This is a genomic window from Streptomyces sp. HUAS YS2 (genome assembly GCF_033343995.1).
GTDB classification, from domain to species: Bacteria; Actinomycetota; Actinomycetes; order Streptomycetales; family Streptomycetaceae; genus Streptomyces; species Streptomyces solicathayae.
Genome location: NZ_CP137573.1, coordinates 5101568 through 5125273, shown reverse-complemented (window position 1 = coordinate 5125273; position 23706 = coordinate 5101568). Strand labels below are relative to the sequence as shown.

Here is a 23706-nt window from a genome sequence, read left to right as displayed (position 1 = left end):
ACGGCCGGCGTTTCCTCTCTTCACCCTCTCCCCAGCAACTCCCGTCCCCAGGAGGAACAGATGAGCAGCACCACCATGACCTTCGGCGACCTCAAGGAGATCATGAGCCGGTGCACCGGCGAGACCGAGGAGCTGACCGAGGAGCACCTCGCGGTCGACTTCACCGACATCGGCTACGACTCCCTCGCGGTCCTGGAGATAGCCAGCCAGGTCCAGCGCGAGTACGGCCTGCAGATCCCCGACGAGGCCATCGAGGACATGAACTCGCCGCAGGACGTGATCGATTACGTCAACACCAGCCTCGCGGCGGCCTGACATGGCGGCCACCGACAACAGCATCGTCGTCGCCGCGCCGATGGATCTGGTGTGGGACATGACGAACGACGTCGCGTCCTGGCCGCAGCTGTTCTCCGAGTACGCGGCGGCCGAGATCCTGGAGCGCGACGGGGCCACCCTGCGCTTCCGGCTGACCCTGTACCCGGACGAGAACGGCCAGGTGTGGAGCTGGGTCTCCGAGCGCACCCCGGACCCCGAGACGCGGACGGTGCGCGCCCGGCGGATCGAGACCGGTCCGTTCGAGTTCATGGACCTGTACTGGACGTACGAGCAGACCGACGCCGGCGTGGAGATGCGCTGGCGGCAGGAGTTCGAGGTCCGCGAGGGCCTGCCGTTCGGCAACGCCGAGATGACGGACCGGCTGAACACCAACACCCGCCGTGAGATGGCCCGGATCAAGGACCTGGTGGAGCAGGCGGCGGCGCAGCGGACGGAAGCGGTGGGGTCGTGACCCGGCCCGCGCCGGAGCTGCGGGTCCTGCTCCGGATCCGGATCGAGCCCGGGCACGAGGCGGAGTTCGAGGAGCTGTGGCTCGCCCACTCCCGTACCGTGCGCACCTTCCCCGACAACCACGGCCAGCAGCTGCTGACCGGGGGGACGGGCGACTACACCGTACTGACGGACTGGACGGACGAGCCGGCCTTCCGTGCCTTCGAGCAGAGCCCCGAGCAGCAGGCGTATCTCCAGCGGCTGTGGCCGATGCGGGCGGGCGGCGAGATGCAGCTGCTCGCCCCGCTCCATGAATGTTCTTCGGACGTCGAGTTCCAGGAGGAACCGGTGAGTGTGCAGCAGGAACAGGTGACCGAGCTGATCGAGCTCGTCGAGTCGGTGCCGTCCAAGCAGCTGGAGGCGGCCGTCGCCGAGCGCGAGGGCGGTCTGGACGCGGCGCTGACGCTGGTCTTCGAGCTCCTCGTCTCGGAGTTCAACCCGAAGAAGGCGGACGGCCAGAAGGGCGTCTTCCAGTTCGACATCGCCTCCACCGAGGGCCAGAAGCTCCACTACGTGCACGTCGAGGCCGGCGAGTGCCGCACCGACAAGGGGCAGCACGACAGCCCGGACATCACCATCGGGATCAAGTTCCCCGACATGATGGCGATGGGCGTGGGCAAGCTGCCCGGCGCGAAGGCGTTCCTGACCGGCAAGCTGAAGCTGCGCGGCAGCCCGCTGATGGGCACCAAGCTCGGCGAGTGGTTCGACCACCCCGAGGTGTGACACGGCGCGAAACCGCCGCCGGGCCCGGGCCCGGCGGCGGTTTCGTCGTACAGGGGGCGGTGCGGGTGTCAGTCGACGCCCAGGACGGACATGTGCGAGATCGACACCATGGCCTGTTCGTGCACGAGGGCCAGGTAGGCGTCGGGGTGGGTGGGCCGTTCGCTCTGCTCCAGGTAGGGCTCCAGCCAGGCGTCGGCGTCCTGCCCGAAACAGCGGTCGGTCAGGAACCCGACGACGTCGTAGGGGTGTCCGTCGTACTGGACCACGCGGACCAGGGTGTCCGCGTGCAGGAACAGCGCCGTGCGGACGATCGTCGGGTGGTCGTCCGAGAGCGGCAGTGACGCCCGGCGGTTGGCGGTGGCCCGCGCCTGGGCCAGTTCCGCGCCGGCGCCCCGGCGCAGCGGATGGCGCAGGGCGACGGTGCCGGCCGCGGGTCGTTCGTCGGGGCTGTGCTGTTCGAGGACGGTCATGAGACTGCGGTGGAAGTGCGCCCGGAACCCCTCGGGGGTCTCGGTGTCGCGGGCTTCGGCGAGATAGGGCAGGATCGCCCGCTCCGCCTGGTGGACCCCCGACTGCACCGACATGTGCCGGGCGACCCGGGCGACGCTGACACCGTCGTGGTGGATCACCCGGATCACGGTGTCGCCCTGCGCGAACAGGCCCGTGCCGAGCAGCATTCCGACGGTGGTGCCCGCGTCGTCCTTGATGACCGGCGAGTCGACCCGGGTGAAGTTGTGCGGCGAGAACACCTCGGTCAGTTCGTCCTCGTGGCCGGGGCGGACGCGGTAGGTGATGGCGTCCAGTGGCATGGCGATCCCTCCTCAGGGAGCTTCGGGCATCAGGGGGCGGCGAGCACCGCGACGGTGACGGCCGTGAGGGCGAGCGCGGCGAGCGCGGTGCGCAGCCGGTGCCAGGCCCGCCACAGCGGCCGCGGGTCCTGCCAGGGGCCGTCCGCGGCGAGCCCGCTCAGCGAGCGGTTGATCGGCACGTTGCCGAGGTGCGAGACCGCCTGCACCCCGAGGAGCAGGACGGACGCCACCGGGAACAGCACCCGGCCCGGCGACTCGGAGAGCCAGCCGAGCGCGAACCCGCTGAGGGTCACGACGTTGACCAGGACGGGCATCAGCGGGTGGTAGCCCCGGCCCAGCAGGGCGTGGGCGCGGAGGTACTCGGCGCGTCCCATGGCCGACATGGCGGGACCCACGCTGACCAGGACAGCCACGAAGATCCCCGTGACGGTCCCCGTCCCGATCAGCACGACCCCGCTCAGCACTTCCTCAAGCATCACGACTCCCGGTCCATGGATGGTGTACGGGTCACGCTGCCGTCACCTGCTCGACTCGCTGTGGAGGGGTGCTCGACGGCGGTCCCCCGGACGCCCGGCGACCCCGGTCGAGCCGTCTTCGAGTCCGCTTCGACCTGCTGAACCGACAGTCGTGGCACTGGTCCCGCCGCCTCCCGCGGCGGGAGGTCCGGGAGGGAGACGCAAGGTGGATCCGGTGCGGATTCTGATGCCCGCGGCGCTGCTCGCCGGCGGTCTGGCGGCCGGCGGTCTGTCGGTGTCGGTGCTCGCGGCGCCGCTGTTCACCACGCTGCCCACGGGCATGTACGTCCCCGTGCACAAGGGGCTCGTCACCCGCTTCGACCCGTTCATGCCGATCTCGCTGGTCAGCTGCCTGCTGGCCGACGTGGCGCTGGTGTTCGCCGCCCCGCAGACCGCCGTACGGCTGCTGGCGGCGCTGGGCGCGCTGCTGCTGGCCTCGGCCATGACGGTGTCGCTGACGAAGAACGTGCCGATCAACCGCTGGCTGTCGACGCTCGATCCGCAGGCGCTGCCCGCGGACTTCGACCGCCTGGACCCGCGCGAGCGCTGGATCCGCTGGAACCGCGTGCGCGGCGCGCTCGCCGTGGCGGCCCTGCTGGTGAACGTCGCCGCGGCCGCCGTACTGATCTGATCCGCTCACCCGACCGAGGAGTAGGTGTGGACACCATGACCGGCGTGGTCGGCCCGGCGATGACCGCCGCGCTGCCGCCCCACGTACGACTGCTGCTGCTGACGGACGGCAAACGGATATCCCGGGTGCTGCACGTGGTCGCCGAGCTGGCGATCGCCGACGAGCTGGCCGACGGGCCGCTCACGGTGGCCGAGCTGGCCGAGCGGACCGACAGCCACGCGGACTCCCTCGGCCGGGTGCTGCGGGTCGCCGCCGCGTTCGGGGTGCTCGCCGAGCAGCCGGACGGGCGGTACGCGCTGACCGACGTCGGCGCCGCGCTGCGCTCCGGGGTGCCCGGCAGCCAGCGGGACATGGTGCTCTACAACGGCGACGAGATGCTGTGGCGCTCGTACGGCCGGCTGTTGCACACCGTGCGCACCGGCGAGCCGGCCTTCGAGGCCGCGTACGGGCACGGCTTCTTCGAGCACCTGGAGCAGAACCCGGACGCGGGCGCGCTGTTCGACCGGGCGATGACCGGCATGAGCCGGGCCACCTCGCACATGCTGCTCGACGGTTTCGACTTCGGCCGGTTCGGCTCGATCGCCGACATCGGGGGCGGTCGCGGCCTGTTCCTCGCCGAGCTCCTCGGGCGGCACCCGCAGGTCCGCGGCACGCTCGTGGACCGCCCGACGGTGGTCGCGGAGGCCGACAAGATCCTCGCCGAGGCGGGCGTCGCGGACCGGGTGGACGTGGTCCCGGGCGACTTCTTCGGCGAGCTGCCGAAGGGCGCCGACGCGTACGTCCTGAAGGCCGTGCTGCACGACTGGGCCGACGACAAGGCGGCCGCGATCCTGGGCCGGATCCGCGAGGCGCTCGCCGACAACCCCGAGGGCCGCCTGCTGATCTGCGAGTTCCTGGTGGGCCCGGCCAACGAGTGGGACCGGGGCAAGCTCCTCGACCTGGACATGCTGGTCCGCTTCGGCGGACGCGAGCGCTCCGAGCAGCAGTGGCGCGCGCTGCTCGCGACCGCGGGCTTCGAGCTCGTGAACGAACCGGCCGCCGGACGTTGGGCGGTCCTGGAGTGCCGCCCCGTGCCGGCGGCCCGCTGAGTACCCGCTGATCACCGATCCCGTACGGAGGAAGACGAGATGGAACTTCGACTGGTGGGCAAGAACGCGCTGGTCACCGGCGGCAGCCGGGGCATCGGGCGGGCGACCGTGCTGGCGCTCGCGAAGGCCGGCGCCACGGTGGTGACCTGCTACCGGCAGGAGGGCGAGGCGGTGGACAGCCTGGCCCGCGAGCTCAAGGAGATCGGCGGCGACCACGCCCTGGTCCGCGCGGACGTGGGCACGGCGGAGGGCGTGGAGCTGGTGCTCCAGGCCTGCCGGGACCGCTTCGAGACGCTGGACGTGCTGGTCAACAACGCGGGTGTGATCAGCCAGATCCCGTTCGCCCAGCTGCCGTTCGAGGAGTGGGAGCGGGTCGTCACGACCAACCTCACCGGCCCGTTCATGGTGATCAGCAAGGCGCTGCCGCTGCTGCGCGAGGGCTCCTCGGTCATCAACATCGGCTCCCGCGGCGCGATGGCTGGTATCCCGCTGCGCGGCCACTACACCGCCTCCAAGGCCGGTCTGGTGGGCCTGACCCGTTCGCTCTGCAAGGAGCTGGGCGGCAAGGGCATCCGGTTCAACGTGGTCGCCCCGGGCGTCATCGACACCTCGGAGCCCGACGAGCTGACCGACGAGCAGCGCGCCGCGTACAACGAGCGCTACCTGCGGATGATGGCCCTGGGCCGGTTCGGCCGCCCGGAGGAGATCGCGGGCGCGGTGCTGTTCCTCGCCAGTGACCTGTCCACGTACGTCAACGGCGAGACCCTGCACGTCGACGGGGGTGTCTGAGGTGGCCGCGACGACCGGGGCGTTCCGGGTGCTGCTGACCGTCCAGGTCGTGCCGGGCCGGGAGGCCGACTTCGAGCAGGTGTGGACGGAGGGCAGCAAGGAGGTCACCGCGCAGCCGGCGAACCTCGGGCACACCCTGGCCCGCAGCGCGAAGCCGGGCGAGGAGTCGGTGTACTACGTGGTGAGCGACTGGACGGACATGGACGCGTTCCTGGCCTTCGAGCGCAGCCCGGAGCACGTCGCGCACCGCGAGAAGCTGCACCCGTACCGCACCGGCGGCTCGCTGGCGATGATGCGCCTGGTGGAGGTCGCGGGATGAGCGCGCCGGGCCGGGTACGGATCCTGCTGCACCTGCGGGCCGCGGAGGGCGAGGTGGCCGCGGTGGAGGAGGCGTACCACCGGATCAGCAAGGACCTGGCGGGCACGCCGGGGCTGCTGGGCAACGAGCTGCTCCGCCAGATCACCGACGCCGGGGCGTACGCGGTGCTCAGCGAGTGGGAGAGCATGGCCGCCTTCCGTGACTGGGAGGCGGGTGCGGCGCACCGCGGCACGACGTCGCCGCTGCGGCCGTTCCAGGACGGCGAGCGCCCCAGCCCGTTCGCCCTGTTCGAGGTGACGGCGGCGTACTGAGCGGTCCCCCGCACGAACGAAAGCGCCGCGGCGAGTTCGCCGCGGCGCTTTCGTGTGCTTCGGAGTCCGTTCAGGGCAGCCGGACGACCTGGCCCGCGTAGACGAGGCCGGCCCCGAAGCCGACCAGGAGGGCGAGGTCGCCGCTGTGGGCGCGGCCGGAGGCGAGCAGTTCGTCCATGGCGAGCGGGATGGAGGCCGCCGAGCTGTTGCCGCTGGTGACGATGTCCCGGGCGACGGCGGTCCGTTCGGTCAGGCCGAGCTGCTCGACGAGGACGTCGGTGATGAGCATGTTGGCCTGGTGCGGGACGAACGCGTCGAGCTGGTCCGCGGTGACGCCCGCGGCGTCCAGCATCCGCTGCGCGGCGGGGACGAGTTGGCTCGTCGCCCAGCGGTAGACCTTCCAGCCGGCCATGGTGATGGCGGGCTTGTCGTCGGGGCGGACGCCGGTGCCGTCGTGCCAGGGCGAGGTCATCTTCAGAGCGGCGTTGCGGGAGCCGTCGGCCTGCCAGACGACGGGGCCGATGCCCGGCTCGTCGGACGGGCCGACGACGACGGCGCCGGCGCCGTCGGCGAACAGGAACGCGGTGTCTCGGTCGGAGTGGTCGAGGATGTCGGTCATCCGCTCCGCGCCGATCACCAGCACGTACTCGGAACGGCCCATGCGGACGAGGTCGCTCGCCAGCGCGACGGCGTGGCAGAAGCCGGCGCAGGCCGCCGAGATGTCGAAGGCGGCGGCCTGCTCGGCGCGCAGCCGGTGCGCGACCTCGACGGCCACGGCGGGCATCTGCTCCATGGAGGTGATCGTCGCGACGATCACCGTGCCGAGCTGGTCGGCGCCGATGCCGGCGGCGGCGAGCGCCTTCTCGGCGGCGGCCGTCGCCATGGTCGGCAGGGTCTCCTCGGGGGAGGCGTAGCGGCGGGAGCGGATTCCGGAGCGGCTCTCGATCCAGTCCGGGTCGAGGCCCGTGCGCTCGGCGATCTCGCTGTTGGGCACCGACCGTTCGGGCCGGTACACGCCGACGCCGAGCAGGCGGCTGTGCCGCAGGACCTGGGTGTCCTGGATGGTGTGCGGGGTGGGTGTGGTGGTCATGGTTGCCGGGAGCCTTTCAGGACGTCGGGACCGTGGGGCGGGCACCGCGGCGGGTGAGCCCCCAGGGCTTGTACGTGGACACGGCCGTCATGAAGACGAGGGAGAGCAGGGCGACGGCTGCCGCGGCGGCCATGGACCAGCCCACGGTGTCCAGTTCGCCGCCGCGCACCGGGGCGCCCCGGTCGACGAGCTCGTTCGCCTCGAGGATGAGCTGGTGGATGACGGAGAAGCCGAGCACCATCACGGCCATCGTGGTGTAGAACTTCACCGCGACCCAACGGCGCTTCAGCAGACCCCACTTGGTGCCGGCGCCGACGACGATCCCGGTGATGAGCGCGAACATGCTGGTCATGCCCAGGAAGATCTCGTCGAGCAGCGACATGGTGCGGTACATCGCGGCCTGCTGGACGGCGTCGCTCGTGGTGGCGCCCGCCACCGACATGGCGAACATCCCGGTGACCAGGCCCAGCCAGCCGACCGAGATGGCGACGTGGGCGGTGAGCACCGCCTTGCGCATCCGCTGCGAGACCGTCCGGCTGCCCTCCCGTACCTCCGCCATCCACCGGTTGAGGGAGGGGACGAAGAGCAGGACCAGACCGACGACGGAGGTGACGAAACTGATGACGGCGAGGCTCGCCTGGAGCGCGCCGACGATGGGCCGCCCGCCGACCCCGGCGAGGCCGAGCCCGGTGAACAGCAGGCCGAGGGCGGTGAACACGGTGAGCAGCACCCGGCCCCACTGGCGTCCGGCGCGCAGCATCTCGGCGAAGAAGCCGAACAGCGCGCAGAACGCGATGGTCAGGGCCAGGTCACCGGTGGTCGCAGCGCCCGCGACGCCGGTCTCCACCTGGTGGGCGATCTCGAAGACGTTGCTCGCGATCGCGGCGAGCGTCGCCACGATGACCATGGCGTAGGCCCAGCCGAGTGCGGCCGGGGGGCGGGGCCGGTCGGACGCCGCGGCGGCCGCGGCCCCCTTCGGCGCCGGGCGGACCGCCCGCGAGGCGGGGCGGCCGCCGTCGGCCGCCCCGGCTTCCCGCCGCTGATCTGTCCGGTCTGTCGTACTCACCGTCGCGCCTCCTTCGGGACAGGCGCGTGCGCCCCACGGCTGCGGGGCTCTGATGCGCCGTCGGTAGCGGGGTATGTGGCGCGATCAGCGTTGCCGGGCGGGCTCGAAGGCGGCTCGAAGGCCGGTGGACGGGCGGGGGCGGTGGACGGGCGGGGACAGTCGACGGGCGGCGTCAGCCGTACGCGGGGCCGGCGGCCGCGCCGGGTCAGCCGCGGGCGGCGTCGTCCGGGCGGCCGGCCTCGTCCAGGCTGTCCACGAACTTGGTGAGCAGGCGGGCGAACTCGCCCTGCTCCTCGGGGTCCCAGCCGTCGAGGACGGCGGAGTAGAAGCCCTGGCGGGTGCGGTGGGCCGCCGCCACGGCCTCCCGGCCGGTGCCGGTGAGCTCCAGGCAGCTGCGCCGGCCGTCCTCCTGCGAGGCGACCCGCCGGACGAACCCGGAGCGGACCGCGTCGGCCACGATCCGGCTGGCCCGCGACGGGTCGATGGCGAGCCGGTCGGCGACGAACCCGACGGTGACGTCGCGCCCCTCCTGCGCCGCGCCCTCGTCGACCGCGTCTACGACGGCGAGCGTGTTGAGGTCCACGGGTTCGGCCATGCCCTTGAGGACCGGCCGGGCCAGGCTGCGCCGTGACTGCCTCCGGCGGATCCGGATCATCGCCGACTCCACGGCATTGAGGACGGCGCTGTCGATGGTGTCCGATGCCTTCACGACATCCAGGTTACCGGCATGTGACTGGACCAGACATTCCCAGGCGTGAGAGCATTATATGCGGCAAGCATGCTTATGAATCGCACACTCATTCCGTGCAGTCCTCGTAGCCCGAAGGAGGCCCGAGATGTCCGCGACCCCCGCCCGCGCCACCGCCCCCGGCCCGGTCCGCACCCGCGCTCTCGCCGTCGTCGCCGCCGTGGTGGCCGACGTGCTGATCTGGCTGATCGCCCACTCCGTCCTCGACATCGACCTGCGGATCCCGGACGGCCCGGGCTCCACCACCACCAGCGAGCTCTACCTCCCGGCCGTGCTCATCGGCTCGGCGGTGATCGCCCTGCTCGGCTGGGGCCTGCTCGCCCTGCTGGAGCGGGTGGCGAGCGGCCGCGCCCGCGCCCTGTGGACCGGCATCGCGTCCGCGGTCCTCGTGCTCTCGCTGTTCGCGCCGGTGTTCGGCGCGGGCCTGACCGCGGGCAACAAGATCACCCTCGTGCTGCTGCACCTCACGGTCGGCGCGATCCTCATCCCGGCCTTCCGACGCGGCCCGGCCGCCGCCTGAGCCGTCCGCAGGATCCCGTGGGACCGGGCCCGGCTCCCCCGCCGGGCCCGGTCGGCGGTCCAGCGCCCCTCCACGCGGCTTCGAGCGCGCCGGAGGAGCTTTGCGCCAGGGCAACCGACAGGTCACGGAAGGAGATCCCGCATGTGCGGCATCGCAGGCTGGGCCGGCCGCGAGGGCGGTCCGGTCCGGCAGGACCCAGGGCTCGCGGAGGGCATGGCGCAGACCATGGCCTGCCGCGGCCCGGACGACCGGGGCGTCTGGTCGGACCGGCACACCACGCTGATCCACACCCGGCTGGCGGTCATCGACGTGGCCGGCGGCCTGCAGCCCATGACCGCCGCGCCCGGCGGGGCGGCGGCACCGGCCGAGGAGCCGCTCGCGGTCCTCAGCTACAACGGCGAGGTCTACAACTTCCGCGAGCTGCGCGCCGAACTGGCCGCCCTCGGCCACCGCTTCCGCACCCGCAGCGACACCGAGGTGGTCCTGCACGCCTACCTGGAGTGGGGCGAGCGGTGCGTCGAGCGGCTCGAGGGCATGTTCGCCTTCGCCGTCCGGGACCCGCGCCGGCGCACCCTGTTCCTGGCCCGCGACCGCTTCGGCATCAAGCCGCTCTGCTACGCGCTGACCGGCGACGCCCTGGTCTTCGCCTCCGAGCCGAAGACCCTGCTGGCCCACCCGGACGTGCGCCCCGCCGTCGACCTCGACGGACTGCGCGTGCTGTTCTCCATGGCCCGCGCCCCCGGCGAGCACGTCTACCGCGACATCCGCGACCTGCCGCCGGGCCACACCCTGACGTACGGCCCGGACGGCCGGACCACGCTGCGCCGCTATTTCCAGCTGGAGGCCCGCCCGCACGAGGACGGCCTCGACGACACCGTGCGCACCGTCCGCGAGCTGCTGGAGACCAGCGTCGCCCGAGAGCTGGTCTCCGACGTGCCGCTGAGCGTGCTGCTCTCCGGCGGTCTCGACTCCAGCGCCGTCGCCGCGCTCGCCGCCCGCGCCCTGTCCGGCCGGGACGGCCGGCACGGCCACCGGGTCCGTACCGCCACGGTCACGTACAGCGGGTACAGCGACAACTTCCAGCCCGACCTGGTGCGCAGCTCCCCCGACGCCCCGTACGCCCGGGCCGTCGCCGACCACATCGGCGCCGACCACCTGGAGATCGAGCTCACCACCGCCGACCTGATCGATCCGGCCGCGCGCCGCGCCGTGCTACGTGCGCAGGACGTCCCGGCGCCGTTCGGCGACATGGACACCTCCACGTACCAGGCGTTCGCGGGGGTGCGCCGGCACTGCAAGGTCGCCCTGACCGGCGAGAGCGCCGACGAGATCTTCGGCGGGTACAGCTGGGTGCACATCCCGGACCTGGCCGACGAGGAGCAGTTCCCCTGGGTCGCCTTCGAACAGTGGCACCCGGGCACCCGCGACGGCCTCGGCCAGGGGCTGCTGTCCCCCGCCTTCGCCTCCCGGCTCGACATGCGCACGTACTACGCGGAGCGCTACGACCAGGCCATGCGCGAGATCCCCCGGCTGGCCGGCGAGAGCGCCGAGGAGCGGCGCGCCCGGGAGATCTGCCATCTCCACCTGACCCACTGGCTGCCGCGGCTGCTGGAACGCAACGACCGGCTCAGCATGATCTCCGGCCTCGAGGTGCGGGTGCCGTTCTGCGACCCCCGGCTGGTCCAGTACGCGTACAACATCCCGTGGGAGCTGAAGACCTTCGACGGCCGCGAGAAGAGCCTGCTGCGGGCGGCCGTGGCGGACCTGTTGCCGGAGCAGGTGCTCGAACGGCCGAAGGCGCCGTTCCCGGTGAGCCAGGACGCGACGTACACCAAGGCCCTGCACCAGGAGTTCGCGGACGTGCTGGCCGACCCGTCCTCGCCTGTGCTGCCGCTGCTCGACCTGGAGAAGGCCCGACGGGTCACCGGCCCGGAGGGGCAGGCCGCCGCGCAGGACTGGCTGCACCGCATGAACGTGGAGATGGTGCTCCAGGTCGACACCTGGCTCCGGGAGCACGGGGCCGGTCTGGAGCTGTGAGGTTCCGGACGTACGCGGCAGGGGGCGCCCGGTCGGGCGCCCCCTGCCCTGTGCGGGGACGGTACGGCGGCGGATCAGGCCAGGGCGCCCACGGGCGCGGTACGCAGGGCCGCCCTGAGCAGGGGCGGCATCCGGTACTGGAAGAAGCGTTCGGAGGAGCGGTCACGGACGAGGTCGACCTCGAGCAGGAAGAACTCGACCAGTTCCTCGAGCAGTTCCTCCGCCTCGTCGGCGGTGCGGCCGAGGATCCGGGCGGCCTGCTCGACGGTCAGCACCTCGCCGGCCTCCCGGGCGAGCTTGACGAGCGCGTCGCAGAGGCCGGGGGCGAGCCCGGCGCAGCGCCGGCGGACGTGGTGGAAGGGGTGCGGGCGCTGTTCCGAGACGGTGGTCGGGCGTTCTCGGTTCATCCAGTCGATCAGCTGCCGGATCGACCAGTGCGGCCGCAGCGCCAGCAGGTCCACGGCCTCGGCCATCGGCCCGGGCAGGCCGCCGCACAGGTCGACCATCCGGCGCAGCCAGCTGCCGTCGTCCAGCAGCCGGTTCCGGCCGAGCGTGCCGAGGAGGAACTCGACGGCGTGGTCGGGGCCGATCGGCGGCAGGTCCACGGGCGTGCCGAACTGCCCGCCGTAGAGCCTGCGGTAGCCCGCCACCAGGACGGCGGAGCCGGAGTCGGCCGGGATCAGGTCGGTGACCTGGTGCGCCGCCGCCACGTCGTCGACGACCAGCAGCGCCCGCCGGCCCGCGGTCCAGGACTGGAACAGCCGGGCCCGGTCGGCCCGCGCGGGCGGCAGCTCGGAGCGGCGGTGACCGACCGCTTCGAGCAGGTCGGCGAGCACGTCCTCGACGGCGCGCGGGGCGGCCGGGTCGCCGAACGACACGTACAGCTGGCCGTCGGGGAAGGCGTCACCGAGCCGGTGGGCGAGGGCGACGCCGAAGGCCGTGGTGCCCGCGCCGGGGGCGCCTGCGACGGAGACGCACCGGGGCCGGTCCTGGCCGGCCGACTCGCGCAACGCCGTGCCGAGCCGGGCGAGTTCGGCCTCCCGGCCGATCAGCGGGACGTCGGCGGGCAGGGTCATGGGCGGGTTCGCGGCCGGTGCGCCGTGCACGGTCACGCGCCCGGCGGGCAGGTCGAGCCCGCGGTCGCCCTCCAGCAACTGCTGGTGCAGCCGCTGGAGTTCGGAGCAGGGCTCCAGGCCCAGTTCCCGGATGAGCACCCGGCGGATGCGCTGGAAGACCTCCAGGGCGTCCGGTCGGCGGCCCGCGCGGTACAGCGACAGCATGAGTTTGCCGTGCAGTCCCTCGCGGGTGGGGTTGTCGGCGGCCAGTGCGGTCAGTTCGCTGATCAGCCGGTGGTGGCGGCCGAGGATGAGGTCCGCGTCGATGCGCTCCTCCAGGACGGCGTAGCGCTGCTCCTCCAGGCGCAGGGCGTCGATGCCGACGATCGGCCCGGGCGCCAGGTCACTGAGAGCGGGCCCCCGCCAGACGGCGAGGGCCCGATGGAGCAGGTCGGCGGCTTCGGTGACGGCGCCGTCCTCCATGGCCGCCCTGCCGCGTGCGGCCAGGTCGGCGAACCGGCGGCTGTCCAGGCAGTCCTGGGGAACGGACAGCCGGTAGCCGCCTGGCGTGGTCAGCAGGGCCTGGGGCGTGGCGCAGGGCTCGGTGTGACGCGGTTCGCTGAGCCCCGGCAGTTTGCGCAGTTGGTAGATGTACGTCTGGAGCGTGGTCGCCGCGCTGGACGGCGGTCTCTCCTCCCAGAGCTCCTCCACGAGCTGGTGGAGGGGCACCGTGCTGTTGGCCCGCAGGGCCAGCAGGGCGAGGACTTGCCGGACCTTCGGAGCGGATGGCGTGACGGGCACGCCCTGGTGCACGACTTGCAGGGTTCCGAGTAACCCGATCTGCAGCACTGGCCCTCCCGTGGCTTGCATCTGATAACGGCCTGATGCACTTCGTGAGCGTGAGGTCGGTCCCTTGACTTCCGCTTGAGCGGCACTCGACGGCAGATGGCGATCAGAGGACGTCTCGAGAACCTCACGTGGACCCGGTTTCGGCCGTCACACTACAAGACACTCACATGCTGAAGGCATATAATTGCCGAAGAACTCTATATGCATGTGACGAGGAGATCTGATGACCGGACCCGCGCCGGGCCGCCCGCACGGGCAGGAGCCCGCCACACCGCCCGCACTGCCACCCCGCTTCCCCCTCCTGCTCGCGGCTCTCCTGCTGACCAGCGCGATGTCGATGCTGGATCAGTCGATCGTGGCGACCGCCGGCCCCCGCATCACCGCCGACCTCGGCGCCCTGGAGCTCTACAGCTGGACGTTCACCGCATACATGCTCACGTTCAGCGTCGCCATGCCCGTCTACGGCAAGCTCGGCGACCTGTTCGGCCGCCGCGCGGTCTACCTCTCCGCCGTCGTGATCTTCCTCGTGGGCTCCGCGGCCTGCGGCGCGGCCGATTCGATGGGCTGGCTGATCGCCTTCCGTGCCCTGCAGGGGCTCGGCGGCGGCGGTCTCCAGGTGAGCGCGTTCTCCGTGCTCGGCGACCTGATGCCGCCCCGGCAACGCGCCAAGTACCAGGGCTGGTTCGCGGGCGTCATGGTCCTCGCCAACCTGGCGGGACCGGTCGTCGGCGGTGTCCTGACGGACCGGTTCGGCTGGCCCTGGATCTTCTACGTGAACATCCCGCTCGGCCTGATCGCCCTGGCCGGACTGGCGACGCTGCTGCCGCGGCCGGCCCCGCGCGCCGACGCGGCGCGACCGCGCATCGACTACGCCGGTACGGCCCTGCTCACCGGCCTGATCGCCTGCCTGGTCCTGGCCACCGACCTGGCCGGCCGGAACGGCTGGGACAGCACGGCGGTCGTCGCGCTCGGCGCGGGCGCGCTGCTGCTCGGCGCGGTGTGGATCCGGCACGAGAAGTCCGCGGCGGAGCCGGTGGTCCCGCTCGGCCTGTTCGCGGACCGTACGTTCACCACCTGCGTCCTGGTGGCGTTCACGGTCAGTCTCGCGTTCTTCGGCTGCGTGAACTTCGTGCCGCTGTACTTCCAGATGGTGACGGGCGCGAGCGCCGCGCGCACCGGGCTGCTGTTCCTGCCCGCGATGATCGGCATGGCGGCGGCGACCGTGGTCGCGGGCCAGATCATCGCCAGGACCGGGCGGTACAAGTGGTTCCCGGTGGTCAGCACCGCGCTGGCCGCCGTGGCCGCCGGGTTCATGTCGCTGAGCGCCAAGGACACCGACGCCACCGCCGTCACCCTGCTGCTCGCCGTCATGGGCATCGGGGTCGGGCTCTCCTCGCAGGTGACCACGCTCGTCGCGCAGAGCACGGCGCCGCGCGAGCACATCGGGGTCAGCACGTCCACGGTGGGCCTGGCCCGCAACCTCGGTACGGCCTTCGGCGCGACGGTCTTCGGCTCGATCCTCAACGCCCGACTGGCGGCCGAGGCGGAGAGCGGGGCCGCCCCGGAGGTCTACGGCAACGCGCTGACCACGGTGTTCCTCGCCGCCGTGCCCGTACTGCTCCTCGGGCTCGTACCGGCGCTGCTGATGAAGGACACCCGCCTGGAGGCCCGCGGCCCGGGCGGACCCGGCGGGCCGGGAGGACCGGGTGGTCCCGGCGGGCCCGGCGGGCCGGGGGCGAAGTCCGCGGCAGGCGCGTGACCGGCCTCGGGGCCGTTTCGAGCGGGCGTCGAGCCGGTCCTGCCAGCCTTCGCCGCATGCGAAGCGACGACGACACCGCCCGGGGCCCCGGAGCGCGCGGCCTCCTGGCGAGGCTCGGCCGGCTGCGGCGCCCCGTACGGACGGCCCCGGCGCCGGGCGCCCCCGGAACCGGCGTCGTGGGCGTCGGGATCGACGTGGCCGCCGTGACCCGGTTCGGCGAGGCCCTGGAGCGCAACCCGGGCCTCGCCGACCGGCTGTTCACCCCGGCCGAACTGCGCCTGCCGTCCGGCGCCCGGCGCGGCGCGGCCTCCCTGGCCGCGCGGTTCGCCGCCAAGGAGGCCGTGGCCAAGGTCCTGGGGGCGCCCGGCGGGCTCCGCTGGCACGACACCGAGGTCCGCACCGGCCCCGGCGGGCGCCCCGCGCTGCACGTCCGGGGCAGCGTCGCGACGGAGGCCGCCCGGCACGGCATCAAGTCATGGCACCTGTCGCTCACTCACGACGCGGGCGTGGCCTCCGCGGTCGTCATCGCCTCCGCCTGAAGTCCTGAAGTCCTGAAGTCCTGGAGCCACGACCGGGCGCCCCCGTCACGGGTCGACGCTCTCCCACACCCCGTCCAACTGCGCCCAGATCGCCCGCTCCTCGGCGGGTCTCGCCGAGAGCGGCCCGCCGACCAGGCGTTCGGGATGCCCGGGCCCCGGGGACCCCTCCGAGGCGCCGGCCATCGCGGCGTCGGCCGCCACCGGGCCCGTCGTCGGAAATCCGCAGGCCGCCGCGTAGGCGCTCGCGAGGTTGTAGCACTCGGGGGTGGTGAAGGCGCCGAAGCTCTGGCCCACGGCGGCCAGTCCGGCCGCCGCCCCGTGCCACAGTCGCCGCAGCCATGTACCGGACTCACCGGAGCGCCGCACGGCGGCCTCCCTTCGCCTTCCTCGGGGGTCCCGAAGCTAGCGGCGCCGCCTCGAAGAAGCCTGGAGCGGAAGTCCAACGGCGCGAGAGCGCCGCCCTATCGGACTCCACGGCCGGCCCATCGGACTCCAACGGCCGACCCAGTGGGAGTCCAACGCCGGCCCAACACCGGTCCACTGCCGGTACAACCCCGGCCCAACGCCGGTCCAGCGAACCTCGAGTCCCCTCCGCCACTGTGGCACCAGGGGCCCGCCACGGCCTGCGAGCCCCGCCCGGCGGGCGGAGTTGGGCGCTTTATCCCCCGTGACGCCCGAACTCCGCCCGCCACACACCCGCTGCCGCCGTCGTACGGAAAGCCGATCGGCCATCCCCTCTGGGCAAGTCGTTGTGAGGTTAGGCTAACCTACCCTCGACTTGCCCAGGCCGACCCCGGCACGCACGAAAGCGACTTCGCCATGTCCAGCAACGCCCGAGCCACCCATCTCACCCGTCGCGGCCTGCTCGCCGCGGGCAGCGCCCTCGGGCTCGGCGCGGCGCTCGCCGCCTGCGGCTCCGAGACCAAGTCCGGTTCCGCCGCGAAGTCCGGGAAGGGTGGCCCCTGGGAGTTCAAGGACGACCGCGGCCAGGTCGTGAAGGCCGCGTCCACCCCGAAGAACATCGTCGCCTTCACCGGCACCGCCGCCGCGCTGAAGGACTTCGGCGTCGAGGTCGTCGGCGTCTTCGGCCCGACCACGGTGAAGGACCCGAAGACCGGCGCGGTGACGCCCGACGTCCAGGCCGGCGACCTCGACATCAAGAAGGTCAAGGTCATCGGCAACGTCTGGGGCGAGTTCAAGATCGAGGAGTACCTCAAGCTCAACCCCGATGTCCTCATCACCGACATGTGGGAGAAGAACGACCTCTGGTACGTCCCGGCCGAGCAGAAGGACAAGATCCTCAAGGTCGCCCCGTCCGTCGCCCTGTGGGCCGCCGACAAGTCCATGCCGGCCGTGCTCCAGCGCCACGCCGACCTCGCCGCCTCGCTGGGCGCCGACGTCAAGACCAAGCAGATCCAGGACGACAAGAAGCGCTTCGAGGCAGCCGCCGAGCGCGTCCGCCAGGCCGCCAAGGGCAAGAAGGACATCAAGGTCCTGATCGGCTCCGGCTCCCCCGACCTCTTCTACGTCTCCACGCCGGTCCGCCCGACCGACACGCTCTACTTCAAGGAGCTGGGCGTCAACCTGGTCGTCCCGACCAAGCTGGACCAGGCCGGCTGGTTCGAGGGTCTGAGCTGGGAGAACGTCGGCAAGTACGCGGCCGACATCATCATGCTCGACAACCGCACCTCGGCCCTGCAGCCGGAGGCCCTGAAGTCCAAGCCGACCTGGGCCGCGCTGCCCGCCGTCAAGGCCGGCCAGGTCATCCCGCGGGTGACCGAGCCCGTCTACTCGTACGCCAAGTGCGCCCCGCTCCTGGAGGACCTGGCCAAGGCCCTCGAGAACGCGAAGAAGGTGGCCTGACCCCATGACGAACGCCGAGACCGCCCCGTTCAGGTTCTTCCCCCTCCAGGTAGACAGGACGAGGCGGCTCGGCCCGTCCCTGGTCCGCGTCACCTTCACCGGGCCGGACCTGAAGGACTTCGCCTCCGGGGGCCGCGACCAGTCGCTCTCCCTCTTCCTGCCGCACCCCGGCCAGGAAGCCCCCGTCCTGCCGCCGCTCGACGACCCGGACCTGTACGCGATCCTGGGCGCCTGGCGCGCGATGCCGGACGACGAGCGGGCCGTGATGCGCTCGTACACCGTCCGCGAGCAGCGCACCGAGCCGAACGAGGTCGACATCGACTTCGCCCTCCATGGTGTGACATCAGCTGCTGACGCAGCGGGCGTCGGCCCCGCCTGCCGCTGGGCCCAGCAGGCCAGGACCGGCGACCGGGTCGTCGTCCTGGGCCCGGCCGTCCCCGCGAACACCGGGGTGCGCTTCCAGCTCCCCGAGGACGCCGACTCCGTACTGATCTGGGCGGACGAGACCGCGCTGCCGGCCGCGTCCGCGATCCTGGAGTGGCTGCCCGCCGAGACCCGCGCCCAGGTGTTCCTCGAAGTGCCGCACTCCGGCGACCGCATGGAGCTCGCGACCGAGGCGGACGCCACGGTCACCTGGCTGGTACGCGAGGAGGGCGCGCCGTCCGCGGTGGAGGCGGTGCGCGCGGCCGAACTGCCTGGCGCGGACCCGTACGTGTGGATCGCCGGCGAGTCCGGCTCCGTGAAGGCGCTGCGGCGTCATTTCGTGGCGGAGCGCGGACTCGACCGCCGCCGGGTCACGTTCGTCGGCTACTGGCGCAAGGGCCTGTCCGAGGACGCCCTGCGCGAGGTCCCGGACGACACCCAGGACGACACCCAGGACGAGGCGGCATAGCCCCGCCACAGACACACATCCGGCCAACTGCCGCGTCCCGAGGGGGCGAGGGTCGTTGCGACGTGAAGTTAGGTTAGGCTAACCTAACTTCACAGCAACCCCCCTCGCCCCCTCTTCCGTCCGGAGGACACATCGCCATGCGCTCGCACCTGCTCAACGATGCGACGGCGGACCGCTACCGTCGCTCCGTCTCCGAAGGAGTCGAGCGGGTGGCGGAACACCTCGCCGCCACGCGACGGCCGTTCACCGGCATCACCCCGCAGGAGCTGGCCCCCGTCGTCGACGCCGTCGACCTCGACCGGCCGCTCGGCGACACCTCCGCCGCCCTGGACGAACTGCAGGATGTCTACCTCCGCGACGCCGTGTACTTCCACCACCCGCGCTACCTCGGCCACCTCAACTGCCCGGTCGTCATCCCCGCCGTGCTCGGCGAGGCGGTGCTCTCCGCGGTCAACTCGAGCCTCGACACCTGGGACCAGAGCGCAGGCGCAACCCTCATCGAGCGGAAACTGATCGGCTGGACGGCCGGCCGGATCGGCCTCGGCCCCTCCGCCGACGGCGTGTTCACCAGCGGCGGCACCCAGTCCAACCTCCAGGCGCTGCTCCTCGCCCGCGAGGAGTCCGGAGCGCAGGACGCGTCGAAGCTGCGCATCTTCTCCTCCGAGTGCAGCCACTTCAGCGTGCAGAAGTCGGCCCAGCTGCTCGGCCTCGGCCGCGAGGCCGTCGTCCCGATCCCGGTCGACCGGCACAAGCGGATGCAGTCCGTGGTCCTCGCCGCCGAGCTCGCCGCCTGTCGCGCCGAGGGCCTGATCCCGATGGCCATCGTCGCCACCGCCGGCACCACCGACTTCGGCTCCATCGACCCGCTCCAGGAGATCGCCGCGCTGGCCGCCGAGTACGGCGCCTGGATGCACGTCGACGCCGCGTACGGCTGCGGACTGCTCGCCTCGCGCACCCGCCGCCACCTCCTCGACGGCATCGAGCGGGCCGACTCTGTCACCGTGGACTACCACAAGTCCTTCTTCCAGCCGGTGAGTTCCTCGGCGCTGGTGGTCCGCGACGTCGCCACCCTGCGGCACGCCACGTACCACGCCGACTACCTCAATCCTCGCCGCACGGTGGCCGAGCAGATCCCCAACCAGGTGGACAAGTCGCTCCAGACCACGCGCCGCTTCGACGCGCTCAAGCTGTGGATGACCCTGCGTGTGATGGGCGCCGACGGCGTCGGCGAGCTCTTCGACGAGGTCTGCGACCTCGCCGAGGCCGGCCACGCCCTGCTCGCCGCCGACCCGCGCTACGACGTGGTCGTCGCCCCCCAGCTCTCCACGCTCGTCTACCGCTACATCCCCGCCGCCGTCACCTCCCCCGCCGAGATCGACCGCGCCAACCTCTACGCCCGCAAGGCGCTCTTCGCCTCCGGCGAGGCCGTGGTCGCGGGCACCAGGGTCGACGGCCGGCAGTACCTGAAGTTCACCCTGCTCAACCCCGAGACGACGGTCGCCGACATCGCCGCCGTCCTTGACCTGATCGCCGGCCACGCCGAGCAGTACCTGGGAGAGACCCTTGTCCACGCAGCCTCTTGATTTCATCGGCATCGGGCTCGGCCCCTTCAACCTCGGCCTGGCCTGCCTCACCGAGCCGATCGACGAGCTGAACGGCCTCTTCCTTGAGTCCAAGCCGGACTTCGAGTGGCACTCGGGGATGTTCCTCGAAGGCGCCCACCTCCAGACGCCGTTCATGTCCGACCTGGTCACCCTGGCCGACCCCACGTCGCCGTATTCCTTCCTCAACTACCTGAAGGAGAAGGGCCGGCTGTACTCGTTCTACATCCGCGAGAACTTCTATCCGCTGCGCACCGAGTACAACGACTACTGCCGCTGGGCCGCCGGCAAGCTGAGCGGCGTCCGCTTCTCGACGACCGTGACGCAGGTGACGTACGACGAGACGGCGGGGCAGTACGTCGTCGCCACGGACACCGGAGAAACGTTCCGCGCGGCCCGGCTGGTCCTCGGCACCGGCACCCCCGCGTACGTCCCCGAGTCCTGCCGGGACCTCGGCGGCGACGCGATCCACAACTCGCGCTACCTCCCCGACAAGGAGGCGCTCCAGCGCAAGAAGTCGATCACCCTGGTCGGCAGCGGCCAGAGCGCCGCCGAGATCTACTACGACCTGCTCTCCGAGATCGACGTCCACGGCTACCAGCTGAACTGGGTGACCCGCTCCCCCCGCTTCTTCCCGCTGGAGTACACCAAGCTCACCCTGGAGATGACCTCGCCGGAGTACGTGGACTACTTCCACGCCCTCCCCGAGCAGACCCGCTACCGGCTGGAGACCCAGCAGAAGGGCCTGTTCAAGGGCATCGACGGCGAGCTGATCGACGCCATCTTCGACCTGCTCTACCAGAAGAACCTGGCCGGCCCGGTCGCCACCCGCCTCCTCACCAACTCGGCGCTGCGGACGGCCGCGTACGACGGGGCGAGCGGCACGTACACGCTGGGCTTCCACCAGGAGGAGCAGGAGAAGGACTTCACGGTGGACACCGAGGGCCTGATCCTCGCCACCGGCTACAAGTACTCCGTCCCCGCCTTCCTGGAGCCGGTCCGCGACCGCCTCCGCTGGGACGGACAGGGCCGCTTCGACGTGGCCCGCAACTACTCGATCGACACGACGGGCCGCGCCGTCTTCCTGCAGAACGCCGGCGTCCACACCCACTCCATCACCTCGCCCGACCTGGGCATGGGCGCGTACCGCAACGCGTACATCGTCCGGGAGATGCTCGGCCGCGAGTACTACCCCGTCGAGAAGACCATCGCCTTCCAGGAGTTCGCCGCATGACCGTGACCTTCCGCCCCCTCGACCCCCTGAAGGACGCCGAGCTGATCCATCCGTGGGTCACGCACCCCAAGGCGGCCTTCTGGATGATGCAGGAGGCGCAACTCCAGGACGTGGAGCGCGAGTACATGGCGATCGCCGCCCACCCGCACCACGACGCGTTCATCGGCCTCGTCGACGGCGAGCCGGCCTTCCTGATGGAGCGCTACGACCCGGCGAAGGTGGACCTGGTCGGCCTGTACGAGGCGCAGCCCGGCGATGTCGGCATGCACTTCCTCGTCGCGCCGTCCGACACCCCGGTGCACGGCTTCACCCGCAGGGTCATCACCGCCGTGATGCGCGAGCTGTTCGCCGACCCGGCGGCCGCCCGCGTGGTGGTCGAGCCGGACGTCCGCAACACGGCGGTGCACGCACTGAACGAGGCCGTCGGTTTCGTCCCCGATCGGGAGATCCAGAAGCCGGAGAAGAAGGCCCTGCTGAGCTTCTGCACCCGCGCGCAGTTCGAGGCCGCCGTGGGCGTCTCGGGGGCCGCCATATGAACCCCGTCGCGCACCTCACCCCTGCCCGCTGGGCCGACGCCAACCGCGCGCTGATCCGCAAGGGCCTGGCCGAGTTCGCCCACGAGCGCCTGCTGGCGCCGGAGGACCTCGGGAACGGCACGTACCGGGTGCTGTCGGACGACGGCAGGACGGAGTACCGCTTCACCGCGACCCGTTATGCCCTGGACCACTGGCAGATCGAGCCGGAGTCGATCACCCGCAGCCGAAGAGGCACGGAACTCCCCCTGGACGCCCTGGAGTTCATCACCGAACTGCGAAATGCGCTGGCCCTGACGGACGAGATCCTGCCGGTCTACCTGGAGGAGATCACCTCCACCCTGGCCGGCACGGCGTACAAGGCGACCAAGCCCCGGATCACCGCCGCGGAGCTGGCCGGCGCGGACTTCCAGGCGATCGAGACCGGGATGACCGAGGGCCACCCGTGCTTCGTCGCCAACAACGGCCGGCTCGGCTTCGGCGTGGACGAGTACCGCGCGTACGCCCCGGAGGCCGCGTCCCCGATCCGGCTGATCTGGCTGGCCGCGCGCCGCGACCGCACCACCTTCACGGCCGGCGCGGACATCGCGTACGACTCCTTCATCCGCGCGGAACTGGGCGACACGGCGGTCGACGGCTTCGCCGAGACGCTGGCGTCGCGCGGCCTGGACCTGGCCGACTACCTGCTGATGCCGGCGCACCCCTGGCAGTGGTGGAACAAACTGTCCGTCACGTTCGCGGCGGAGGTGGCACAGGAGCGCCTCGTCTACCTGGGCGAGGGCGACGACGAGTACCTGGCCCAGCAGTCGATCCGCACGTTCTTCAACACCTCCGACCCGTCGAAGCACTACGTCAAGACGGCGCTCTCGGTGCTCAACATGGGCTTCATGCGGGGCCTTTCGGCCGCGTACATGGAGGCCACGCCGGCGATCAACGACTGGCTGGCGGGCCTGATCGAGGCGGACCCGGTGCTGAAGGACGCCCGCTTCTCGATCATCCGCGAGCGCGCGGCGATCGGCTACCGGCACCTGGAGTACGAGGCGGCGACCGACCGCTACTCCCCGTACCGCAAGATGCTGGCGGCGCTGTGGCGGGAGAGCCCGGTGGCCGGTCTTGAGCAGGGCGAGCGGCTCGCGACGATGGCCTCCCTCCTCCACGTGGACCACGAGGGCAAGTCGCTCGCGGCGGCGCTGATCCGTCGCTCGGGCCTGCCGCCGAAGGAATGGCTGACCCGGTACCTGGACGCCTACCTGCTTCCGGTGCTGCACAGCTTCTACGCGTACGACCTGGCGTACATGCCGCACGGCGAGAACGTGATCCTGGTCCTCGACGAGCGGGGCGCGGTGGTGCGCGCGGTGTTCAAGGACATCGCCGAGGAGATCTGCGTGATGGACCCGGCCGCGGTCCTGCCGCCGGCGGTGGAGCGGATCCGTGCCGACGTCCCCGAGGACATGAAGCTGCTGTCGGTCTTCACCGACGTCTTCGACTGCTTCTTCCGCTTCCTGGCGGCGACGCTGGCGGCGGAGGGCGTACTCGACGAGGACGGCTTCTGGGAGACGGTCGCGGCCTGCGTCCACAGCTACCAGGAGTCGGTCCCGGAGCTGGCGGACAAGTTCGCCCGGTACGACATGTTCGCCGGCACCTTCGCCCTCTCCGCCCTCAACCGCCTCCAGCTGCGCAACAACAAGCAGATGGTGGACCTGGCGGACCCGTCCGGCGCGCTGCAGCTCGTCGGCGACCTGGTGAACCCGATCGCGCGGTTCGCCCGATAGAGACCGGCCGGCGGCCCGGGGGTACGGTCCCCCCGGGCCGCCGGCTCCGTTTCCGCGCCCCTGGGCACGCCTCCCCCTCCATTCAGGCGATCACCCTGTGTCACCGAACGGATCTCGTCGACCACTCAGCGTCGCTGT

At 71.8% G+C, this 23706-nt stretch carries 25 protein-coding genes; 18 read left to right on the top strand and 7 right to left on the bottom strand.

Annotated features, from left to right (window positions below):
• Positions 1-60 precede the first annotated feature (60 nt).
• The 3 genes from R2D22_RS23780 to R2D22_RS23770 are packed head-to-tail and all read left to right on the top strand — an operon-like array spanning position 61 to position 1548.
• Complete coding sequence (locus R2D22_RS23780) at positions 61-315, top strand: acyl carrier protein (protein WP_318106682.1); 255 nt, start codon at positions 61-63, stop codon at positions 313-315.
• A 1-nt stretch (position 316) separates the two neighbouring features.
• Positions 317-787 carry an SRPBCC family protein gene (locus R2D22_RS23775; RefSeq protein ID WP_318106681.1) on the top strand — a complete coding sequence of 157 codons (471 nt, stop codon included), beginning with the start codon at positions 317-319 and terminating at the stop codon, positions 785-787.
• On the top strand, positions 784-1548 hold the full coding sequence (locus R2D22_RS23770) for an antibiotic biosynthesis monooxygenase (protein ID WP_318106680.1): 765 nt from the start codon (positions 784-786) through the stop codon (positions 1546-1548). The genes R2D22_RS23775 and R2D22_RS23770 overlap by 4 nt, the downstream gene beginning before the upstream one ends.
• A 68-nt stretch (positions 1549-1616) precedes the next feature.
• Here the strand turns inward: R2D22_RS23770 and R2D22_RS23765 are convergent, their stop codons facing one another.
• Together R2D22_RS23765 and R2D22_RS23760 are read right to left on the bottom strand one after the other, a co-directional pair.
• Positions 1617-2357 carry a SchA/CurD-like domain-containing protein gene (locus tag R2D22_RS23765; protein WP_318106679.1) on the bottom strand — a complete coding sequence of 247 codons (741 nt, stop codon included), beginning with the start codon at positions 2355-2357 and terminating at the stop codon, positions 1617-1619.
• Between the two features lie 29 nt (positions 2358-2386).
• Positions 2387-2833 carry an anthrone oxygenase family protein gene (locus tag R2D22_RS23760; RefSeq protein ID WP_318106678.1) on the bottom strand — a complete coding sequence of 149 codons (447 nt, stop codon included), beginning with the start codon at positions 2831-2833 and terminating at the stop codon, positions 2387-2389.
• A gap of 214 nt (positions 2834-3047) precedes the next feature.
• On the opposite strand from R2D22_RS23760, the gene R2D22_RS23755 reads away from it, so the two are divergent.
• The 5 genes from R2D22_RS23755 to R2D22_RS23735 are packed head-to-tail and all read left to right on the top strand — an operon-like array spanning position 3048 to position 6010.
• The gene (locus R2D22_RS23755) at positions 3048-3503 is read left to right on the top strand and encodes a DUF1772 domain-containing protein (RefSeq protein ID WP_318106677.1); all 456 of its coding nucleotides are present in this window, start codon (positions 3048-3050) and stop codon (positions 3501-3503) included.
• A 35-nt stretch (positions 3504-3538) separates the two neighbouring features.
• On the top strand, positions 3539-4591 hold the full coding sequence (locus tag R2D22_RS23750; protein ID WP_318109957.1) for a methyltransferase: 1053 nt from the start codon (positions 3539-3541) through the stop codon (positions 4589-4591).
• 39 nt (positions 4592-4630) lie between these two features.
• The gene (locus tag R2D22_RS23745; protein ID WP_318106676.1) at positions 4631-5380 is read left to right on the top strand and encodes an SDR family NAD(P)-dependent oxidoreductase; all 750 of its coding nucleotides are present in this window, start codon (positions 4631-4633) and stop codon (positions 5378-5380) included.
• Position 5381: 1 nt separating this feature from the next.
• A complete protein-coding gene (locus R2D22_RS23740) occupies positions 5382-5699 on the top strand; it encodes an antibiotic biosynthesis monooxygenase family protein (RefSeq protein WP_318106675.1) in 318 nt (105 codons plus the stop codon).
• A complete protein-coding gene (locus tag R2D22_RS23735) occupies positions 5696-6010 on the top strand; it encodes an antibiotic biosynthesis monooxygenase family protein (protein WP_318106674.1) in 315 nt (104 codons plus the stop codon). Before R2D22_RS23740 ends, R2D22_RS23735 begins: the two co-directional genes overlap by 4 nt.
• Positions 6011-6080: 70 nt before the next feature.
• On the opposite strand, the gene R2D22_RS23730 is transcribed toward R2D22_RS23735, so the two are convergent.
• The 3 genes from R2D22_RS23730 to R2D22_RS23720 all read right to left on the bottom strand — a co-directional run bounded on the left by R2D22_RS23730 (position 6081) and on the right by R2D22_RS23720 (position 8821).
• On the bottom strand, positions 6081-7100 hold the full coding sequence (locus R2D22_RS23730) for a beta-ketoacyl-ACP synthase III (protein WP_318106673.1): 1020 nt from the start codon (positions 7098-7100) through the stop codon (positions 6081-6083).
• A 16-nt stretch (positions 7101-7116) separates the two neighbouring features.
• Positions 7117-8166, bottom strand: coding sequence for a hypothetical protein (locus tag R2D22_RS23725; protein WP_318106672.1), 1050 nt, complete (start codon positions 8164-8166; stop codon positions 7117-7119).
• Between the two features lie 205 nt (positions 8167-8371).
• On the bottom strand, positions 8372-8821 hold the full coding sequence (locus tag R2D22_RS23720; RefSeq protein WP_318109955.1) for a MarR family winged helix-turn-helix transcriptional regulator: 450 nt from the start codon (positions 8819-8821) through the stop codon (positions 8372-8374).
• A gap of 181 nt (positions 8822-9002) precedes the next feature.
• Between R2D22_RS23720 and R2D22_RS23715 the strand changes: the two genes are divergently transcribed.
• Together R2D22_RS23715 and asnB are read left to right on the top strand one after the other, a co-directional pair.
• Positions 9003-9434 (top strand): DUF6069 family protein, encoded by a 432-nt coding sequence (locus R2D22_RS23715; RefSeq protein ID WP_318106671.1) that lies wholly within the window; start codon positions 9003-9005, stop codon positions 9432-9434.
• 141 nt (positions 9435-9575) lie between these two features.
• On the top strand, positions 9576-11471 hold the full coding sequence (gene asnB / locus R2D22_RS23710) for an asparagine synthase (glutamine-hydrolyzing) (protein ID WP_318106670.1): 1896 nt from the start codon (positions 9576-9578) through the stop codon (positions 11469-11471).
• Between the two features lie 74 nt (positions 11472-11545).
• Here asnB and R2D22_RS23705 read toward each other — a convergent pair whose 3' ends face one another.
• Positions 11546-13339 (bottom strand): AfsR/SARP family transcriptional regulator, encoded by a 1794-nt coding sequence (locus tag R2D22_RS23705; RefSeq protein ID WP_318106669.1) that lies wholly within the window; start codon positions 13337-13339, stop codon positions 11546-11548.
• Positions 13340-13598: 259 nt separating this feature from the next.
• Here R2D22_RS23705 and R2D22_RS23700 point away from each other — a divergent pair, with 259 nt between their 5' ends.
• Positions 13599-15134 carry an MDR family MFS transporter gene (locus R2D22_RS23700; RefSeq protein WP_318106668.1) on the top strand — a complete coding sequence of 512 codons (1536 nt, stop codon included), beginning with the start codon at positions 13599-13601 and terminating at the stop codon, positions 15132-15134.
• A 122-nt stretch (positions 15135-15256) separates the two neighbouring features.
• The gene (locus R2D22_RS23695; protein WP_318109953.1) at positions 15257-15673 is read left to right on the top strand and encodes a holo-ACP synthase; all 417 of its coding nucleotides are present in this window, start codon (positions 15257-15259) and stop codon (positions 15671-15673) included.
• A 45-nt stretch (positions 15674-15718) separates the two neighbouring features.
• Here R2D22_RS23695 and R2D22_RS23690 read toward each other — a convergent pair whose 3' ends face one another.
• Positions 15719-16039, bottom strand: coding sequence for a DUF6059 family protein (locus tag R2D22_RS23690; protein WP_318106667.1), 321 nt, complete (start codon positions 16037-16039; stop codon positions 15719-15721).
• Positions 16040-16492: 453 nt separating this feature from the next.
• On the opposite strand from R2D22_RS23690, the gene R2D22_RS23685 reads away from it, so the two are divergent.
• The 6 genes from R2D22_RS23685 (at position 16493) to R2D22_RS23660 (ending at position 23568) form a co-directional block, all read left to right on the top strand.
• Positions 16493-17536, top strand: coding sequence for an ABC transporter substrate-binding protein (locus tag R2D22_RS23685; RefSeq protein ID WP_318106666.1), 1044 nt, complete (start codon positions 16493-16495; stop codon positions 17534-17536).
• A 4-nt stretch (positions 17537-17540) separates the two neighbouring features.
• A complete protein-coding gene (locus R2D22_RS23680) occupies positions 17541-18428 on the top strand; it encodes a siderophore-interacting protein (protein WP_318106665.1) in 888 nt (295 codons plus the stop codon).
• Positions 18429-18565: 137 nt separating this feature from the next.
• Positions 18566-20011: a pyridoxal phosphate-dependent decarboxylase family protein gene (locus R2D22_RS23675; protein ID WP_318106664.1), complete on the top strand. Its 1446-nt coding sequence runs from the start codon at positions 18566-18568 to the stop codon at positions 20009-20011.
• A complete protein-coding gene (locus R2D22_RS23670) occupies positions 19992-21263 on the top strand; it encodes a lysine N(6)-hydroxylase/L-ornithine N(5)-oxygenase family protein (RefSeq protein ID WP_318106663.1) in 1272 nt (423 codons plus the stop codon). Before R2D22_RS23675 ends, R2D22_RS23670 begins: the two co-directional genes overlap by 20 nt.
• Positions 21260-21799: a GNAT family N-acetyltransferase gene (locus R2D22_RS23665; RefSeq protein WP_318106662.1), complete on the top strand. Its 540-nt coding sequence runs from the start codon at positions 21260-21262 to the stop codon at positions 21797-21799. The genes R2D22_RS23670 and R2D22_RS23665 overlap by 4 nt, the downstream gene beginning before the upstream one ends.
• Positions 21796-23568: an IucA/IucC family protein gene (locus R2D22_RS23660; RefSeq protein ID WP_318106661.1), complete on the top strand. Its 1773-nt coding sequence runs from the start codon at positions 21796-21798 to the stop codon at positions 23566-23568. Before R2D22_RS23665 ends, R2D22_RS23660 begins: the two co-directional genes overlap by 4 nt.
• Positions 23569-23706 lie beyond the last annotated feature (138 nt).

Bases quoted from the DNA above. Each gene is read 5' to 3' on its own strand.
- R2D22_RS23760 (WP_318106678.1), bottom strand. From the start codon at position 2,833: ATGCTTGAGGAAGTGCTGAGCGGGGTCGTGCTGATCGGGACGGGGACC.
- R2D22_RS23715 (WP_318106671.1), top strand. From the start codon at position 9,003: ATGTCCGCGACCCCCGCCCGCGCCACCGCCCCCGGCCCGGTCCGCACC.
- R2D22_RS23780 (WP_318106682.1), top strand. From the start codon at position 61: ATGAGCAGCACCACCATGACCTTCGGCGACCTCAAGGAGATCATGAGC.
- R2D22_RS23675 (WP_318106664.1), top strand. From the start codon at position 18,566: ATGCGCTCGCACCTGCTCAACGATGCGACGGCGGACCGCTACCGTCGC.
- R2D22_RS23660 (WP_318106661.1), top strand. From the start codon at position 21,796: ATGAACCCCGTCGCGCACCTCACCCCTGCCCGCTGGGCCGACGCCAAC.
- R2D22_RS23700 (WP_318106668.1), top strand. From the start codon at position 13,599: ATGACCGGACCCGCGCCGGGCCGCCCGCACGGGCAGGAGCCCGCCACA.
- R2D22_RS23775 (WP_318106681.1), top strand. From the start codon at position 317: ATGGCGGCCACCGACAACAGCATCGTCGTCGCCGCGCCGATGGATCTG.
- R2D22_RS23665 (WP_318106662.1), top strand. From the start codon at position 21,260: ATGACCGTGACCTTCCGCCCCCTCGACCCCCTGAAGGACGCCGAGCTG.
- asnB (WP_318106670.1), top strand. From the start codon at position 9,576: ATGTGCGGCATCGCAGGCTGGGCCGGCCGCGAGGGCGGTCCGGTCCGG.
- R2D22_RS23680 (WP_318106665.1), top strand. From the start codon at position 17,541: ATGACGAACGCCGAGACCGCCCCGTTCAGGTTCTTCCCCCTCCAGGTA.
- R2D22_RS23685 (WP_318106666.1), top strand. From the start codon at position 16,493: ATGTCCAGCAACGCCCGAGCCACCCATCTCACCCGTCGCGGCCTGCTC.
- R2D22_RS23765 (WP_318106679.1), bottom strand. From the start codon at position 2,357: ATGCCACTGGACGCCATCACCTACCGCGTCCGCCCCGGCCACGAGGAC.
- R2D22_RS23750 (WP_318109957.1), top strand. From the start codon at position 3,539: ATGACCGGCGTGGTCGGCCCGGCGATGACCGCCGCGCTGCCGCCCCAC.
- R2D22_RS23735 (WP_318106674.1), top strand. From the start codon at position 5,696: ATGAGCGCGCCGGGCCGGGTACGGATCCTGCTGCACCTGCGGGCCGCG.
- R2D22_RS23745 (WP_318106676.1), top strand. From the start codon at position 4,631: ATGGAACTTCGACTGGTGGGCAAGAACGCGCTGGTCACCGGCGGCAGC.
- R2D22_RS23730 (WP_318106673.1), bottom strand. From the start codon at position 7,100: ATGACCACCACACCCACCCCGCACACCATCCAGGACACCCAGGTCCTG.
- R2D22_RS23720 (WP_318109955.1), bottom strand. From the start codon at position 8,821: ATGATCCGGATCCGCCGGAGGCAGTCACGGCGCAGCCTGGCCCGGCCG.